General features: G+C 72.8%; 17 protein-coding genes. 2 read left to right on the top strand and 15 right to left on the bottom strand.

Annotated features, from left to right (window positions below):
- Positions 1 to 5: 5 nt before the first annotated feature.
- The 9 genes from OHA99_RS20305 to OHA99_RS20265 form a co-directional block, all read right to left on the bottom strand.
- Positions 6 to 341: a DUF2516 family protein gene (locus OHA99_RS20305; protein ID WP_007388804.1), complete on the bottom strand. Its 336-nt coding sequence runs from the start codon at positions 339 to 341 to the stop codon at positions 6 to 8.
- Between the two features lie 113 nt (positions 342 to 454).
- Positions 455 to 1,096: a hypothetical protein gene (locus OHA99_RS20300; RefSeq protein WP_153179162.1), complete on the bottom strand. Its 642-nt coding sequence runs from the start codon at positions 1,094 to 1,096 to the stop codon at positions 455 to 457.
- Positions 1,097 to 1,118: 22 nt separating this feature from the next.
- The gene (locus OHA99_RS20295) at positions 1,119 to 1,562 is read right to left on the bottom strand and encodes a helix-turn-helix domain-containing protein (RefSeq protein ID WP_007388806.1); all 444 of its coding nucleotides are present in this window, start codon (positions 1,560 to 1,562) and stop codon (positions 1,119 to 1,121) included.
- Positions 1,563 to 1,646: 84 nt separating this feature from the next.
- Positions 1,647 to 2,438, bottom strand: a complete 792-nt coding sequence (locus OHA99_RS20290; protein WP_153179160.1) for an N-acyl homoserine lactonase family protein — start codon at positions 2,436 to 2,438, stop codon at positions 1,647 to 1,649.
- Positions 2,439 to 2,499: 61 nt separating this feature from the next.
- Positions 2,500 to 4,587 carry a HelD family protein gene (locus tag OHA99_RS20285; RefSeq protein WP_405697085.1) on the bottom strand — a complete coding sequence of 696 codons (2,088 nt, stop codon included), beginning with the start codon at positions 4,585 to 4,587 and terminating at the stop codon, positions 2,500 to 2,502.
- A gap of 41 nt (positions 4,588 to 4,628) precedes the next feature.
- Positions 4,629 to 5,258, bottom strand: a complete 630-nt coding sequence (locus OHA99_RS20280) for a TetR/AcrR family transcriptional regulator (protein WP_165685561.1) — start codon at positions 5,256 to 5,258, stop codon at positions 4,629 to 4,631.
- A 10-nt stretch (positions 5,259 to 5,268) separates the two neighbouring features.
- Complete coding sequence (locus OHA99_RS20275) at positions 5,269 to 6,378, bottom strand: phosphotransferase (protein ID WP_405697082.1); 1,110 nt, start codon at positions 6,376 to 6,378, stop codon at positions 5,269 to 5,271.
- A gap of 122 nt (positions 6,379 to 6,500) precedes the next feature.
- Positions 6,501 to 7,277 (bottom strand): HAD-IA family hydrolase, encoded by a 777-nt coding sequence (locus OHA99_RS20270; RefSeq protein WP_366473637.1) that lies wholly within the window; start codon positions 7,275 to 7,277, stop codon positions 6,501 to 6,503.
- Positions 7,277 to 8,152, bottom strand: a complete 876-nt coding sequence (locus OHA99_RS20265) for a winged helix-turn-helix domain-containing protein (RefSeq protein ID WP_153179155.1) — start codon at positions 8,150 to 8,152, stop codon at positions 7,277 to 7,279. The genes OHA99_RS20270 and OHA99_RS20265 overlap by 1 nt, the downstream gene beginning before the upstream one ends.
- A gap of 159 nt (positions 8,153 to 8,311) precedes the next feature.
- On the opposite strand from OHA99_RS20265, the gene OHA99_RS20260 reads away from it, so the two are divergent.
- Positions 8,312 to 8,500, top strand: a complete 189-nt coding sequence (locus OHA99_RS20260; protein ID WP_153179154.1) for a hypothetical protein — start codon at positions 8,312 to 8,314, stop codon at positions 8,498 to 8,500.
- Positions 8,501 to 8,509: 9 nt separating this feature from the next.
- Here the strand turns inward: OHA99_RS20260 and OHA99_RS20255 are convergent, their stop codons facing one another.
- The 4 genes from OHA99_RS20255 to OHA99_RS20240 form a co-directional block, all read right to left on the bottom strand.
- Positions 8,510 to 9,421 carry a FadR/GntR family transcriptional regulator gene (locus OHA99_RS20255; RefSeq protein WP_405697077.1) on the bottom strand — a complete coding sequence of 304 codons (912 nt, stop codon included), beginning with the start codon at positions 9,419 to 9,421 and terminating at the stop codon, positions 8,510 to 8,512.
- Between the two features lie 270 nt (positions 9,422 to 9,691).
- The gene (locus OHA99_RS20250; protein WP_405697074.1) at positions 9,692 to 10,948 is read right to left on the bottom strand and encodes a GNAT family N-acetyltransferase; all 1,257 of its coding nucleotides are present in this window, start codon (positions 10,946 to 10,948) and stop codon (positions 9,692 to 9,694) included.
- A 72-nt stretch (positions 10,949 to 11,020) separates the two neighbouring features.
- Positions 11,021 to 12,067: an asparaginase gene (locus OHA99_RS20245; RefSeq protein ID WP_405697071.1), complete on the bottom strand. Its 1,047-nt coding sequence runs from the start codon at positions 12,065 to 12,067 to the stop codon at positions 11,021 to 11,023.
- A gap of 90 nt (positions 12,068 to 12,157) precedes the next feature.
- The gene (locus OHA99_RS20240; RefSeq protein WP_153179151.1) at positions 12,158 to 12,823 is read right to left on the bottom strand and encodes an aerial mycelium formation protein; all 666 of its coding nucleotides are present in this window, start codon (positions 12,821 to 12,823) and stop codon (positions 12,158 to 12,160) included.
- 178 nt (positions 12,824 to 13,001) lie between these two features.
- Here OHA99_RS20240 and dtd point away from each other — a divergent pair, with 178 nt between their 5' ends.
- Entirely contained in the window at positions 13,002 to 13,427 is a 426-nt protein-coding gene (gene dtd, locus OHA99_RS20235) for a D-aminoacyl-tRNA deacylase (RefSeq protein WP_153179150.1), read from the top strand.
- A 10-nt stretch (positions 13,428 to 13,437) separates the two neighbouring features.
- On the opposite strand, the gene OHA99_RS20230 is transcribed toward dtd, so the two are convergent.
- A complete protein-coding gene (locus tag OHA99_RS20230; RefSeq protein WP_153179149.1) occupies positions 13,438 to 14,403 on the bottom strand; it encodes a folate-binding protein YgfZ in 966 nt (321 codons plus the stop codon).
- A 20-nt stretch (positions 14,404 to 14,423) separates the two neighbouring features.
- Positions 14,424 to 14,861: a Fur family transcriptional regulator gene (locus OHA99_RS20225; protein WP_164384204.1), complete on the bottom strand. Its 438-nt coding sequence runs from the start codon at positions 14,859 to 14,861 to the stop codon at positions 14,424 to 14,426.
- Between the last annotated feature and the right edge of the window lie 12 nt (positions 14,862 to 14,873).

The following is a 14,873-nucleotide window of genomic DNA, read 5'->3' as shown; positions in this document are numbered from 1 at the left end:
CCCCGTCAGCGTCCGCCGTTGTACGGGCCGTAGGGGCCGTCGCTGCTGGAGCCGCGGCGGCTGTTGCGGCCGCCGCCGGACATGCCGCGCAGGGCGGGCCGTACGTCGACCATGTACACGATCGTCGCGATGAGACCGATGATCGGCAGGAACGACAGGATGTTGAAGATCAGGTTCACCACGAAGGCGATCCCGAGGATGATCAGCCAGAACGGCTTGGTCTTCTTGTCGGCCGCGCGGTAGGCGTCCTCGCGGCGCGTGGCGGCGTCGATCAAAGCGAAGCCGCTGAAAAGGATCAGGGCGATGCTCAGCAGCCACATGAAGCCTGCGAACCCCTGCATCAGCACAACGTCCACCACCAGAATCGGATCGTCATTACGCGGTCACCGTACCCGCAGAACGAGCCGGACACCCCAAGGGTGCCCGGCCCGCTCCTCACTCGTGACGTGCCGCACTACTTGGCGGGCGGCGTCGTCTTCTTCGCGGTGTTGGGCTTCTTCGCCGGGGCCTTGCGCGGGGCGGGCGTCTTCTTCGCCGCGGCGGTCTTGTCCTCGGCGACCCGGACCGGCTCGGACTTGACGGTCGTCGGCTTGGCCGCGGTGGGCTTGGCCGGGGCGGGCTTGGCGGGCTCGACGGCCACCGCGAAGTCCTCCACGTCCTCGGCGAGGTCCTCGATGCCGTCGGCGGCCTGGCCGCGCCAGGTGCGCACCGCGTGCTCGCCGCGCTCGGCGACCTTCTCGTAGGTCTCCCGGGCCCTGACGGCGTACTCGGCGGCGACGCCGACGGAACGCAGCGCCAGGTCCTGGGCGGTCTCGCCGAGCTTCTTGAAGTCGGCGTCGAGGTTGCCGAAGAGCTCGTTGGCCTTGGCCTGGAGGCTGCCCTGGGTCTCCTTGACGCGGGCCGTCGCCTTCTCCTGGACGGCCTTCGGGTCGGTGTTGCGTACGGCGTCGATCCGCGCCGGGGCCTCCGCGCGCAGCTGGTCCACCAGCACCGGCACCTTCTTGGCCTGCTGGAAGGCGAGGTCGGCGGTGCCCGCGGCGAAGTAGAGCGGGGTGGGGTCGCTGAAGGTCTTGCGCAGATCGTCGGTGATGGCCATGGTGATGGTCCTCCGGAATTGCTTACGTTTGAGGGTTTTTAGCTGATTCAGCCCCGTCGACAACGGCATCGGCGCCGGCGTCCGCATCGGCACTGGCGTCGGCATCCTCATCGGCCCCGAACCCGTTCTCCTTGCGGAAGGACTCGTACACCTGGAGCAGCACCTGCTTCTGCCGCTCGTTCAGCGAGGGGTCGGCGAGGATGACCGCACGCGTCTCCACGTCGTCCCGGTCCCGCTCGGCGTCGAGGATCCCCGCCCGGACGTACAGCGTCTCGGCGGAGATCCGCAGCGCCTTGGCGACCTGCTGGAGCACCTCCGCGCTCGGCTTGCGCAGCCCGCGCTCGATCTGGCTCAGGTACGGGTTGGAAACGCCCGCGGCATCGGCGAGCTGCCGCAACGACAGCTGCGCGTTGCGCCGCTGCTCGCGCAGGTACTCACCGAGATTGCCGACGTTGAGCGATGCCATGCCTCCACCATGCAGCAGGATGCTAACTATTGCAAGCAAGCCGCTTGCAACAGTGCAAGCGCGGCGCGCTCGGCCCCGGAGGACTCAGTCCCAGAAGGCGCCGTCGTGCGGCAGGGCGGCGAAGTGGGCCGGGTCGTGGGAGAGGAAGGTGCGGACACCGGCCCGGCGCAGGGCGCGGATCCGGTCGTAGGTGAGCAGCTTCTCCTGGACGTTCCAGTCGCTGATCATCGGCACGTTCCGGTCGAGGCCTTCCTGCAGGTGGGCGGCGTCGCCCAGGAAGGCGATCCGTTCGTGGTGGCCGAGGGCGAGGACGACTCCCTGGTGGCCGGGGGTGTGGCCGCCCGTGCGGACCACGGTCACCGTGCCGTCCAGGAAGAGGTCGGTGTCCCCGGTGAGTTCGAGGAAGTCGTAGTCCCGTGTGTCGCGGTAGTCGTTGAAGGCGTATCCCCGCGCGGTCCATCGGTCGGGCCACCAGGCGTGGCGCAGTTCGTCGTGCTGGACCACGTGCGTGGCGCGCGGGAAGTAGCTCATCCCGCCGGCGTGGTCGAGGTGCAGGTGGGAGTAGATGACGTACGCGACGTCGCTCGTGCGGAGGCCGAGGCGGTCCAGCTGGGCGTCGACGGCGTGCTGCCGCGTGAACGCCTGGGCACCGTAGGCCGCACGGAGCCCCGCGCCCCAGTAGGCTTCCGCGGCCTCGGGGTCCGCCACGCGGTGGTTGACGCCGGTGTCGAAGAGAATGAGCCCGTGCGCGGCGTGCTCGATCACGGCCACCGTCGAGGGCACGGTGATCATGCCGGTCGCCCCGTGCAGCAGATCCCCCTTCGGCATCGTGAAGGGTCCCGCGTCCACCGTGGTCACCCGCAGTCTCGCCGCCATGTCCCCACCCTTCCCCACGGCCCGCGGATGCGCACGGCGAGCCAGGCGCACGCCCACTGCCTCAGAACGGCAGCGGGCGTGCGTGGATCACGTCCAGGCGGGACACCGCGCGGGTGAGGACCACGTACAGGCGGTGCAGGCCGCGGCCGTCCGGGGCCTCCGCCGCTGCGATCGCCGCCGGTTCGACGGCGACGACGTGGTCGTACTCCAGGCCCTTGACCACGCTCGCCGGGACCACGGCGAGCCGGGCGCCCGGGGTCTCGGGGCCCGCCGCCGGGATGCCGGCCGCGTCGAGGGCCGCCCGCAGCCGGGGCACGTCCGGGTCGGCGGCGACGACGCCCACCGAGCCCTGACGGGCGAGCGCGTGCCGTACGGCGTCCACGACCGTCTCCGGCACGGCGCCCGGCGCGCACGCGCGCAGCGTCAGCTCGCCGTCGCCGCGCAGGGAGCGGGCCGGCGGCACGTCCACGCCGAGCCGTGCCAGGAGCCGGTTGGTGAGGCCGACGACCTCCTTCGGCACCCGGAATCCCGTGGTCAGCGGCGTCACGGCCGCGTCCGGGCGGCCCAGGTGGGCCAGGGCGGTGCGCCAGGAGCGCGCGGCCCACGGCGTGGTCCCCTGGGCGAGGTCGCCGAGGACGGTGAGCGAACCGAAGGCGGAGCGGCGGGCGATGGCCCGGCACTCCATCGGGGAGAGGTCCTGGGCCTCGTCGACGACGATGTGGTCGTAGCCCTCGGGGTGGTCGAGGAGTCCGGCGACCTCGTCGAGGAGGACCAGGTCGGCGGCGGACCAGCGGGCCGACTTCCACGACCGCGGCGCCCTCCCGGGCCACAGCAGGGCCCGCTGCTCGTCGGTGTCCAGGACGCCGTCGGCCGCCCGCGCCAGCACGGACGGGTCGCCGAGGAGCGGGGCCAGTACCTCCTCCGGGCGCACCCGGGGCCACACGGCGTCGAGGGCCGCGGCGACGGGCCGGGAGCGTTCGACGCGGCGCAGCCAGGCGTGGGGGCGCGGCCCGGCGCGCCGTTCGGCGCGCTCTTGGACGTACCCCACGATCCGCGCCCGGACCCGGTCCCGCCCGACGGTGTACGGCGGCCGCTCCTCGCGCACGTCCGCGACGACGCGGGCCAGCGTCTCGGCCGGGACGCGCCAGCGGTAGGAACCGTCCGGGACGGTGAGGTCGCCCGCGGCGTCGGGGGCCACGCGCGCGTACAGGGCACGGCGCAGCACCTCGGCCGTGCGGGCGTCGTGCTTGAGGGCGGCGGCGGGCGCGTCGTCGGTACGGGTGACCGGGTGCCGGGCGATCTCCTCGGCCAGGGTCGACTGCCGTACGCCGCTCTCGCCGAGGGCGGGGAGCACCTCGGCGATGTAGGAGAGGAAGGTCGGGTTCGGGCCGAGGATCAGCAGGCCGCCCCGCTTGATGCGCTGCGGGTGGGTGTAGAGCAGGTATGCGGCCCGGTGCAGGCCGACGGCGGTCTTGCCGGTGCCCGGGGCGCCCTGGACGCAGACGGTGTCGCCGAGGCCGGCGCGGACCAGGTCGTCCTGCTCGGGCTGGATGGTGGCGGCGATGTCCCGCATGGGTCCGACGCGGGGCCGTGCGATCTCCCGGGCGACGATGGCGCCGGCCCGGGACTCGCCCCGGCCGAGGTGCTCGTCCTCCATGCCGGTGAGGTCGGCGCTCTCGCCCCGGCTGCCGGGCGCCCATCCGAAGCGGCGGCGGACGGCGACACCCCGGGGGTCGCCGGCGGTGGCCTGGTAGAAGGCGCGGGAGACGGGGGCGCGCCAGTCGACGACGAGGGGCGGTGCGGCCGGGTGCTCGGTGATCCGCAGCCGCCCGATGTGCAGCGCCCGCCCGCCCCCTCCGTCCCCGTCCCATTCCGATTCCGCTTCCGTCTCCGTCTCCGTCTCCGTCTCCGTGAAGTCCAGCCGGCCGAAGAACAGCGGGCCTTCGGGCAGTTCGCGCATCTCCTTGGCCCGGCTGCGCAGCCGGTACCCGAGGGCCTCGGCGTCGGCACCGGAGGCGGAGACGTCCTCGCCGGTGACGACGTGCTCCTGGGCGCCCTCGACCATCTCGGCGAGGACGGAACGGCAGTGGTCGTGGTGGGCGCGTTCCCGGTCGAGGGCGCGCTGGAGGGCGGGTTCGGTCGACGTCATTCCGGCAAGCATAGAGGAAAGACGTTACCGAGTTACGTTTTTTACTTCGTCATACGTCCGGGCAGCCCCGCCGCCAGCCCCGCGAACGCCCGCTCCGCCGCCGCCACCGCGTCCCCCCGCACGTCCTCCACCCGCTCCCCGTCGGCGATCCGCCGCCAGTTGTCGAGCGCGAGGACACGCTGGACGGCGATGATCTGACCGGCGGCCAGCCTGGCCTCCAGGTCGCCGCCGAGCACCCCGGCGAGCGCGGCCTCGGACCGCTCCAGCTGGGTGTGCATCCGGGCGACCAGGGCGGGGGTGCCGTAGAGCAGCCGGTGGAAGGCGAGTACGGCGGGGTGGTCGTTGAGCCCGGTCACCGGGTCGCAGCGCTCCAGGCCCGCCAGGAAGTGGCGGCGCAGCGCGTCGAGCGGCGCCGGGCCCCGGCCCGCCACCCGGGCCGCCTCCTCCTCGTGGTCGGCGATCCGGTACAGGACGAGGTCCTCCTTCGCCGGGAAGTACCGGAAGAGCGTCGGCTTGGAGACCTCGGCCGCGGCGGCCACCTCCGCGACGGACACCGCGTCGAAGCCCCGCTCCAGGAAGAGTTCGACGGCGGTGTCCGACAGCGTCCGGAACATCCGCTGCTTCTTGCGCTCGCGCAGACCGGGGGCGGGGCTGGGGGCGGGGGCGTTCATGGGGCCGAGCCTATGGCCTGCCCGGCGGGGGCCCCTCGTCCCGCGGCTGCGCGCGGCCCCAGCGCACCAGGGCGGTGCCGATCTCGGCGGGTCCCGGCACCGACCCGAGTCCGAGGGGCGGGGCCGCGGCGGACAGGACGCCGTGCAGGCGGGCCGCCGCGAGCGCGACCGCGGGGCCGGGCGACCGCGCGGCCCGGCCCAGCGAGACGGCCTCCCGGACGACGTCGGTGAAGACCGACTGGGCCCGCTTGTACCCGAGCAGCAGGTCCAGGTCCTGCCGCCAGCCGTACGTCGCGCCGGGACGGGCGGCCTCGACCGCGTGCCGCCAGCCCTCCACCACCTGCCGGAGCTGCCGGGACGGGTAGCGCATCAGGTGCAGATGGGTGGCCAGCTCGTACAGCGGGTCGCCGACCATCGCCAGTTCCCAGTCGATGGTCCACAGCCGCCGGTCCGCGTCGACGATCAGGTTCTCGCGGTGCAGGTCGGCGTGGAGCAGGCAGAACGGCCGCTCCCGGAGCCCCGCGACATGCTTGCGCAGCCTGGTGAACCCGTCCTCGTCCAGACCGAGGCCGGCGAAGAGGGTCCCGAACCGCGGCAGGTTGTCCTCGTAGACGCGCCGCTCGGTGAAGCAGACGAGCCGCTCCATGAAGCCGTCGCTGTCGCCGTCAGCGGGCCGGTCCTCGGGGTGGCACAGCCGCTCCACCGGGAGCGTCTGCCACCTCACGGCCGCCGTCTCCCCGAAGAGCCGCACGAGCTGCCGCACCAGCTCCGGGGGCACCGCCCGGCCGGCTCCGTGCAGCGTGCCCAGGGTCCGGCCCTCGATGAAGCGCTGGAGGTGCAGCCCCTCGAACTCGAAGACGTCCGGTACCTGGGTGATCCGGCCGTGCAGGGCGGACAGCAGCCGCTCCTCCGACACGAAGCACCGGCGGTCGAACCACAGCAGGCCGCTCCGCGGCTCCCGGCACTTCCAGCGCGCCGACCCCGCGGCGCCCGCCGCCCCGGGCAGCGGTACCACGTACGTCTCGTGGTGGTAGCCGCGCAGCGGACCCTCGACCGTACGTGCGTCACCGCTCACCCCGACGGCACGGAGCCGGGCGGCGGAGGCCGATTCAGGCGACATCTACCGTTTTTCTCTCGCCTAGAACCCTTGAGAACCCATGCGGAGGTGCAGGAGTGGGAGAACGCTACTCCTGTTGCCCCCTCGATGTGCGACGCCACGGGGCCGGGTCGGGCGCGGCCGGGTCAGGCGCCGTCCGTGACCGGTCCGGCGGGCTCCCACAGCAGCCGCAGTACCGGCTTCAGGGAGTGCACGACCGTCTCGGCGCCCGCCTCTTCGAGGATCTTCGCCTTCCGCTCGTTGTGGCCGTAGCCGAGGAAGGGCACGCCGGCCCGGCGGGCGGCGGTCAGGTCGGAGGTGGTGTCGCCGACCATCAGGGCCTGCGCCGGTGCGACCCCCATCGCGCTGAGCGCGCGGTTGAGGCAGTACGGGTCCGGCTTGAGCAGGTGCAGCGCCTCGGTGCGCCCGTAGATGTGCGGGGCGAAGCAGTCCAGCAGACCCCGCATCTCCAGGTACTCGCTCACCGCGCGGGGCGAGTTGTTGGTCGTGATCGCGAGGCCGACGCCGAGCGCGGACCAGGTGCGGATCAGGGGATAGGCGTACTCGGTCGGCCAGGCGGTGGGCACGGCGCGCAGTTCCTCGCGGGTCAGCCGTTCCTCGAAGTCGGCGACCAGGTCGCTCCGGTGGCGCCTGCGGTGGACCGCGCCGAGCAGGACCTGCGGGTCCGGGTGGACCTGCTCCTCCTGGGTCAGCAGCTCCTTGAGCCCCAGCGTCTCCAGCCAGTCGACCAGTTCGCCCGCCACCCGGTCGGCCGCGTGGCCCGCGAACAGTCTGCACACGGGGCCGTCGAAGTCCCACAGGACGACACGGGCGCCCTCGACCAGCTCGCGCAGCCCCTCGGGCTCTTCGAACGGCTCGCCGTGCCCGCCCGCCGGTTCCGTCTGATCCGTATCGGAAGTCACTAGGAGAGTGTCATGTCCGTGGTGATGGTTTCCCAGAGGGCGTCGAACCACTTCTGCGATTCCTCCACGAACACCGCGTCCCGGTGGCCGGTCCGCTTCAGGAACGAGAACAGCAGCGTGCGGGAGCCGAGCACGTCGTACATCTGGAGGGTCCGGCTCTCGTACTCCTCCTCGCGCCGGGTCACCGTGTAGTAGCCGACGAGGGCCTCCTCGCCGTTGAGCAGGTACAGCTTCATCGGCGGGGTGAACGGCAGGGCACGGAAGGCGATGCGCACGTCGACGCGGTGGGTGGAGCGCACGGCCTGGAGGTTGTGCTGGAGGACGCGGGCCTGCGCGTTGCGCATCTGGAGCCAGCGCTGGTGGACCGGGTCGTCCTCCTCCTGCTCGATCAGGACGGGGAAGGCGAGCGCTATGTCGCGCGACGGCATCAGCACGCGGAAGTCGATCGCCTCGGGGCGGACCCGGCCCTCGTGGATCAGGCGGAGCGGCTCGCTGAGGGCCAGCATCAGCGTCTCCGAGGTGTGGCACACGACGTCGATCCGCACCCGCGGCGCTTCGAACGCCTCCGCCAGGCGCGGCCCGAGGGTGACCATCGTCGACTGCGGCTCGACCCGGGGCACGGCGGGCTCGGCGATGCGGGGCGGGCTGCCCTTGCTGACGTTGGTGAGCAGGCCGTCCTCCTGGAGCGCGCGCAGGGCCTGACGGACGGTGCCGCGCTCCACGCCGAACTCGTCGGCCAGCTCCGCCTGGGTGGGCAGGCGGTCGCCCGCCTTGAGGTCTCCCCCGCGGATCCGCTCCCGCAGGGCCTCGGCGATCTCCTGCGACGAGAGCCTTCTGCTGCCGTTCACGGACACGTTCTCCTGAGTCACGACCAAACGCTACAACTTCGACCTACCTACATGGAGTTGTTTGAAACTTGTTTATAGGTAGCAGCCAAGTGGGGACAACCAGAGCAGAGTTGGCAGCCAACTTCGCCATGTTGGTGAAAGTTGACCTTCCCAGCTTCCGGAACGTCCCGAAGGGGGGAACGACCCATGCCCGTCCTCGCCCTGGTCTCCGCGGTCTTCGTGGTCGCCTTCGAGCAGATCGTCCAGTGGAAGTACGGCGCCACCGGAGTCGTCGGCCTGCTCCTGCTCACCGTCGGCGTCAAGGCCAGGATTCCTTCCGTCAGCTCCGCCGGAGCGGTGCTGCTGGCCCTCCTGGTCGCGGGGCCCGCGCTCTGAACGGGGCGGTCAGTTCGTGAGCAGCAGCTCCGAGCTGATCGTCCCCCACAGCGCGTCGAACCACAGCCGGGACTGCTTCACGAACACGCCGTCGCGCAGGCCGTCGCCCTGTTCGAAGGCGAACAGCGTCGAGCGGATGCCCTCCGCGTCGTACGTCTCCAGCTGCTCGTGGCCGATCTCCCGCTCCCGCCGGCCGAGGGTGTAGTAGGCGAAGAGGGCCTCGGCGCCGTTGAGCACGTACAGCTTCACCGGGGGCGTGAAGGGCAGCGCGCGGAAGGAGGCGTGCACGTCGATGCCGTGCGTGGCGCGCAGGCTCAGCAGGTTGTGCCGGAGCACCTGCCCCTGGGCGTTGCGCATCGCCAGCCACCGCTCGTGCACCGGGCCGCCCGCCGCGCCGCCCGTCACCGCCACCGGGAAGGCGAGGTCGATGTCGCTGCTCGGCAGCAGGACCCGGACGTCGACCTTGGCCGGTTTCAGTCGCCCGGCGTGGATCTGGCGCAGGGCTTCGCCGAGGGCGAGGGTGAGGGAGACGGAGGTCAGGCACAGCGCGTCGATCTCGACGTGCTCGGCGGCGAAGGCGGCCGCGATCCGGGGGGCGAGGGCCGCGGTGGTGGGCATCGGCCGTGCCTCGGGACCGTCCTGGACGCCGTACGGGCCGGGTGCGACGGTCGCCGGGCTGCCCTTGGACACGTTGGTGAGCAGACGTTCCGACTGAAGGACGCGCAGGGCCCGGCGGACGGCGCCCCGCTCCACGCCGAACTCGTCGGCCAACTGGGCCTGTGTGGGCATGCGCTCGCCCGGCCGCAGCCGCCCGGACCTGATCCGGGCGCGCAGCTCGTCGGCCACCTCTCCATGTGTTGTCCGTGGCCGCTGCGGTCTCTCCCGCCCGTCGACGGCGGCGTGTTCCGGCTCCACGACCAAACACTACAACTTCTCGCCATCTTTGGGCAGTTCGTGGAAAGGTGGTTATGAGCCGCTTCCAAGCGGAGATAAGTAAAGAGAAGTTGGCAGCCAACTTGAGCAACGTGGTCGATCGTCACGGGGGTTGGCCACCACGACTGACCGGCCGGGCCCCCTTCCGGAGGGGAGCCGGGAGCCCGGCGGGCAGCAGGCACCACGCACAACAACCACAACCGAAGAGCACGCGCTACGGATGCGCACATCCACCGTCACCGGCGGAAGGGAGTCACCTCAGAACATGTCCGGGCACCAAGGCCGCCTGGACGTACGCAGCAGGGCGTCGACCACACGGGCGGCGCCCGCTCGTTCTTCCCGGACCCGGCCGAGCGCGGCCAGCCGCACGGCCGACGCGTCGCCGAGCCAGAGCGCAGCCAAGTCGCCCACGTCGAGCGCGAGATGGGCGCTCTCGGCGGTCGGCACGCAGGACGCCCCGTCCGGGCCCGCCTCCAGTCGCCATCGCCCGCCGGTGAGCCCTCCCCGGTCCACGACCTCGAGCACCACCGCCCCCTGCCCGTCGTACGTCCGCGCCTCCAGCGCCGCCGCGACGTCCAGGATCCGCACCCACAGCCAGTCGGCCTGCGTGGTGATGCGGGCCGCGCGCGGGTCCGGCAGGAGGTGCGGGAGCAGGTCGTCGGGGGAGCGCCAGCCGCTCTTCACCGTCTGGACCCAGTCGATCGAGCACAGGTAGTGCCACAGCGCGCGCTCGGCGGCCGGGGTCACGCCGATCAGCCATTCGACGGTCGCCGTGTTCAGCGGCTGCTTGGCGTCGCCCCAGCGGTCGTCGGTCCGGTACGAGGCCAGGCCCTCGACCCCGCCGTCCGCCGAGCGGTACATGACGTAGTAGGGCTCGGTCCACGGCGTGCCGTTCATGTTCACGAGGCCGGTCCGGGCCTGCCACCACAGCGCGGTCCGGCTGACCGCGCCCGGCTGCTCCCGGCGCAGCCACTCGTGCAGCCCGGGTCCGAGGCCCCGCACGTCCTCGCCGTCCACGAGGTCGATCCGGCCGCCGTCCTCCGGGGCCGCCCAGCGCCGGTCGAGGCCGGCGCGGGGCACGTCGACCGCCCACTCGGTCATGGTGGTGGCGGGGCCGAAGCCGTACCGGCCGTAGATCGGGTACTCCGCCGCGATCAGCGTCGCGACGACGTCCCCGCGCTCCTTCGCCGCGGCCAGGTCCTGCGCCATCATCCGGGTGAGCAGACCACGGCGGCGGCGGGTCGCGGTGACGGTGACGTTGGATATCGCGTCGGCCCGGACCGTGCCACCCCCGACGGCGGTCAGCTCCTGGTCGAAGGACCGGAAGGTCGCCACGCACCGGTCGCCGTCGAAGGCGCCGAGCGTCCGGCCGGGCACGAACTGCCGGCGCCGGTCCGCCACCTGTTCGGCGGCCACGGCGGGCGGCATCAGGAACCCCGTGTTCAGCGCCCGGTTCCAGTCGGGGAACTCGGCCTCGGTGACGGGCCGTACGTCGATCTCGGTGCGGTGGCTCATGGGCTCACGGTAGGTCGGCCGCCCCGCCCGCGTCGCGCGGATTACCGGAGGCCAGGGGCACCGGAAGGGGCCTCAGAAGGCCGCCCGGATCTCCCCCACCTCCCGGCCGGCGCCCAGCAGCGGCGCGCGGCCGATGCGGTCGACGACCGGTCCTTCCACGCCCAGCAGGGCCAGGGCGCGGGCCAGGACCGGGCCGAGCGCCCGGGTGGCGCCGTCCTCGACCTTGAACGCGAGGGCGCGGCCGTCCGGCAGGGCCACCGCCTGGACGGCCTCGGCACCCATCTTGGAGAGGGTGCCGGGCACCTCGCGCATCAGCCAGGTGTCGGCGCGGCGGCTGCCGGCGACGTACTCGGGGTGGGCGCGCATCGCGTCGGCGACCCGGCGCTCGGCCGAGCCGGGCTCGGCGGCGACGAAGGACCGGAAGGCGCGGGCCAGCCCGACCAGGCTGATCGCCATCAGCGGCGCCCCGCACCCGTCGGTGCCGACGGCGGCGACCGGCTCGCCCGCCGCGTCCTCCACCACCCGGTGGATGACCCGCTGGAGCGGGTGCTCCGGGTCGAGGTACGTCTCCAGCGGCCAGCCCCGCTGCGCACACACCGCCAGCATCGCGGTGTGCTTGCCGGAGCAGTTCATGGTGACGCGGTCGGGCGCGGCGCCGGACGCCAGGTAGGTGTCCCGCTCCTCGGCGTCCAGCGGCAGGTCGGGCGGGCACTGGAGCAGCGCCGGGTCCAGGCCGTACTCGTCGAGCATCTTGCGGACCAGGTCCCGGTGAAACGGTTCTCCGGAGTGGCTCGCGGCGGCCAGCGCCAGCCGCTCCCCCGCGAGGTCGAGACCGGCCCGCAGGACGCCGGCCGCCTGCATCGGCTTGTTGGAGGAGCGCGGGAAGACCGGCGCCGTCACGTCCCCCAGGGCCAGCTCCACGGCCCCGTCGGCGCCCAGGACCACCAGGCTGCCCCGGTGCCGCCCCTCGACGAAGCCGGACCTGACGACCTCGGCGAGGACGGGCGGCACGACGGGCGAGAACGCGGACGTGGGCGCGGACCGGTCCGTCCGGGACGACGGGTCCGCGGGCGACGGCTGGTTCTCACGCGACGGTTGCGACGGCTGGGGCGCGGGCATCGGCGGTGGCCTTCCGGAACGGGCGACCCCCCGCGGCGACGCCCGGGGTCACCGGGCCCGGCGAGGCGGCGCGGATGGCCGCCCCCCGTGTCACACGAGCAGGTCGTCGACTTGTGCTTCCCCCTCACGGTACCGGCGTGCGATCTCCGCGCTGCAGTCGTCCGCCGTGCGCTGGAGCCGCTGCCGGTTCCGGGACACCTGCTGCTCGTAGCGCACGAGCCGCCCCATCCCGGCGGTCAGCTCGCCGTCGGTGCGGGCCGCCAGGTCGGACAGCTCCACCTCGCCGAGCATCTCCGCGGCCAGCCGCCGGCACTCCTCGCTGCGCGGCGTGGCCAGCGTCACGTGGCGGGCGGAGGAGCGCTGCCGCGCCGGTGCGTCGGCGAGGATCTCCGACAGCCGCTCGACCACGGACCCCGTCGCGGCGGTGGTCACCACGGACGACGACGACGTCGACCCCCGCTCCGCCAGCTCCGCGCGCAGGATGTCGATACGACCCTGAAGCAGCCTCCGCACGTAGCTGAGGTCGGCCTCCTCGCGCTGGGCGTCCCGGCGCAGCGTGCGCACCTCCGGCAGACCCAGCGCGGTCAGGTCCCGCTCCGGCGGCTCGGCCGGCAGGTCCGGACTGTCCGTGCGCTGCACGGGCGCCCGGGGCGTCTCCAGACCACCCAGACCGGCCGGACCGCTCGGACCGCCCCGGCCACTCGGACATGTCAACGCGGCAGTCCCGAACGACCGCCCCGTACTCGGTGTGCTCATGCGCCTCAACCGTCCCCTCGCCCGGCGTCTGGGAGCATCGTGCCACCCCGGGTGGCCGCTATGTGACCGAGTGCCCACGATCGGACCCGATCGGCCCCAGATGGGGGGTTCGCAGCGAAAAGAAACCCCCTACGGGCCCGCGCGTCCACACCCTGGGGGCGCACGGCATCATTGCGGGATGCGTGCAGTAGTGCAGAGGGTCGACGGCGCGAGCGTCGTCGTGGACGGCGAGACCGTGGGCGCGATCGACGGCGAGGGCCTGTGCGTCCTGGTCGGGGTCACCCATGACGACACGAAGGAGAAGGCGGCGCAGCTGGCCCGCAAGCTCTGGTCGGTGCGGATCCTGCACGACGAGAAGTCGTGCAGCGACCTCGACGCCCCGCTGCTGGTCATCAGCCAGTTCACCCTTTACGGCGACGCCCGCAAGGGCCGCCGCCCCACCTGGAACGCCGCCGCCCCCGGCGACGTCGCCGAACCGCTGGTCGACGAGGTCGTCGCGCAGCTGCGCTCGCTGGGCGCGACCGTGGCGACGGGCCGCTTCGGCGCGCAGATGCGGGTGTCCCTGACGAACGACGGCCCGTTCACGGTCCTCGTCGAGGTCTGAGTCCGGCCCCTCAGGGCTCGACGACGGTCTCCTGGGCGGCCGCGGTCTCCTCGGCCAGCAGCCGGGCGTCCACCGGCACGTTGCGCTTCACCAGGGCGAGGGCGACCGGGCCCAGCTCGTGGTGGCGTACGGAGGTGGTGACGAAGCCGATCTTCCGGCCGTCGGGCCCGTCGTCCGCGAGGCGGATCTCCGCGCCGTTCGGCGGCAGGTGGACCTCGCTGCCGTCCAGGTGGAGGAAGACCAGCCGGCGCGGGGGCTTGCCCAGGTTCTGCACCCGGGCGACGGTTTCCTGCCCCCGGTAGCAGCCCTTCTGGAGGTGCACGGCGGTACCGATCCAGCCCAGCTCGTGCGGGATGGTGCGGTGGTCGGTCTCGAAGCCGAGCCGCGGGCGGTGCTGCTCGACCCGCAGCGCCTCGTGGGCGAGGATCCCGGCCGCGGGCCCGGCCTCGGCGGCGAACGCCTCCAGCTCCTCCCGCGGCAGGAAGAGGTCGCGCCCGTACGGCGTCTCGCGGACCGCGGCGGAGGCGGGAGCCCGGGCGATCGACCCGGCCGGCAGGTGCACGACCGCGGTGTCGGCGGTGCGGTCGGCGACCTCGACCCGGTAGAAGAACTTCATCGACTCCAGGTAGGCGATCAGCGCCTCCTGACTGCCGGGCTCGACGTGCGCCCAGACGGTCGTGCCGTCGTCGACGAGGTACAGCGCGTGCTCGATGTGGCCGTTCGCGGACAGGACCAGCGCCTCGGTGGCCTGGCCGACGGGCAGGTCGCTGACGTGCTGGGTGAGCAGCAGGTGCAGCCAGCTCAGCCGGTCGTCGCCCGTGACGGTGACGACACCGCGGTGGGAGAGGTCGACGAAGCCGGTGCCGTCGGCGAGGGCACGCTGCTCGCGGAACAGGTCGCCGTAGTGGGCGGCGACGCCTTCGTCCACACCCTCGGCGGGAACGGCGCCGGGCAGGGACAGCAGGGGGCTCTTCATACGCCCAGCCTACGACTCGCTTACGACTCGGTAGTTGCGCCCTTCAGAGAACAGCTCTCGCACCGGCCGAAGATCGCGAAGTGCTTCATGTCCGTGTCGAAGCCGAACTGCTCGCGCAGCTTGGCGGTGAAGTCGGCGGCCACCGACAGGTCGGCCTCGATCACGTTGGTGCAGTCCCGGCAGACCAGGTGGATGTGGTGGTGCCGGTCCGCCAGGTGGTAGGTGGGCGCCCCGTGCCCCAGGTGGGCGTGGCTGACCAGGCCCAGCTCCTCCAGCAGCTCCAGCGTGCGGTACACGGTGGAGATGTTGATCCCGGAGGCCGTCTTGCGCACCTGGCCCAGAATGTCGTCCGGGGTCGCATGCTCCAGGGTGTCGACGGCTTCGAGCACCAGCTGCCGCTGGGGGGTCAGCCGGTAGCCACGCTGCCTGAGGTCGCTCTTCCAGTCGGTGCTCACCACACCCATGAGTCT

This window comes from Streptomyces coelicoflavus (assembly GCF_045041415.1).
Classification (GTDB): Bacteria; Actinomycetota; Actinomycetes; order Streptomycetales; family Streptomycetaceae; genus Streptomyces; species Streptomyces coelicoflavus.
The sequence above is the reverse complement of the archived record's forward strand: the minus strand, read 5'-3'. Positions and strand labels throughout refer to the sequence as shown.

Coding starts and splice junctions, on each gene's coding strand:
- OHA99_RS20305 (WP_007388804.1), bottom strand. CDS start 341: ATGCAGGGGTTCGCAGGCTTCATGTGGCTGCTGAGCATCGCCCTGATC.
- OHA99_RS20300 (WP_153179162.1), bottom strand. CDS start 1,096: ATGGCCATCACCGACGATCTGCGCAAGACCTTCAGCGACCCCACCCCG.
- OHA99_RS20295 (WP_007388806.1), bottom strand. CDS start 1,562: ATGGCATCGCTCAACGTCGGCAATCTCGGTGAGTACCTGCGCGAGCAG.
- OHA99_RS20290 (WP_153179160.1), bottom strand. CDS start 2,438: ATGGCGGCGAGACTGCGGGTGACCACGGTGGACGCGGGACCCTTCACG.
- OHA99_RS20285 (WP_405697085.1), bottom strand. CDS start 4,587: ATGACGTCGACCGAACCCGCCCTCCAGCGCGCCCTCGACCGGGAACGC.
- OHA99_RS20280 (WP_165685561.1), bottom strand. CDS start 5,258: ATGAACGCCCCCGCCCCCAGCCCCGCCCCCGGTCTGCGCGAGCGCAAG.
- OHA99_RS20275 (WP_405697082.1), bottom strand. CDS start 6,378: ATGTCGCCTGAATCGGCCTCCGCCGCCCGGCTCCGTGCCGTCGGGGTG.
- OHA99_RS20260 (WP_153179154.1), top strand. CDS start 8,312: ATGCCCGTCCTCGCCCTGGTCTCCGCGGTCTTCGTGGTCGCCTTCGAG.
- OHA99_RS20250 (WP_405697074.1), bottom strand. CDS start 10,948: ATGAGCCACCGCACCGAGATCGACGTACGGCCCGTCACCGAGGCCGAG.
- OHA99_RS20245 (WP_405697071.1), bottom strand. CDS start 12,067: ATGCCCGCGCCCCAGCCGTCGCAACCGTCGCGTGAGAACCAGCCGTCG.
- OHA99_RS20240 (WP_153179151.1), bottom strand. CDS start 12,823: ATGAGCACACCGAGTACGGGGCGGTCGTTCGGGACTGCCGCGTTGACA.
- dtd (WP_153179150.1), top strand. CDS start 13,002: ATGCGTGCAGTAGTGCAGAGGGTCGACGGCGCGAGCGTCGTCGTGGAC.
- OHA99_RS20230 (WP_153179149.1), bottom strand. CDS start 14,403: ATGAAGAGCCCCCTGCTGTCCCTGCCCGGCGCCGTTCCCGCCGAGGGT.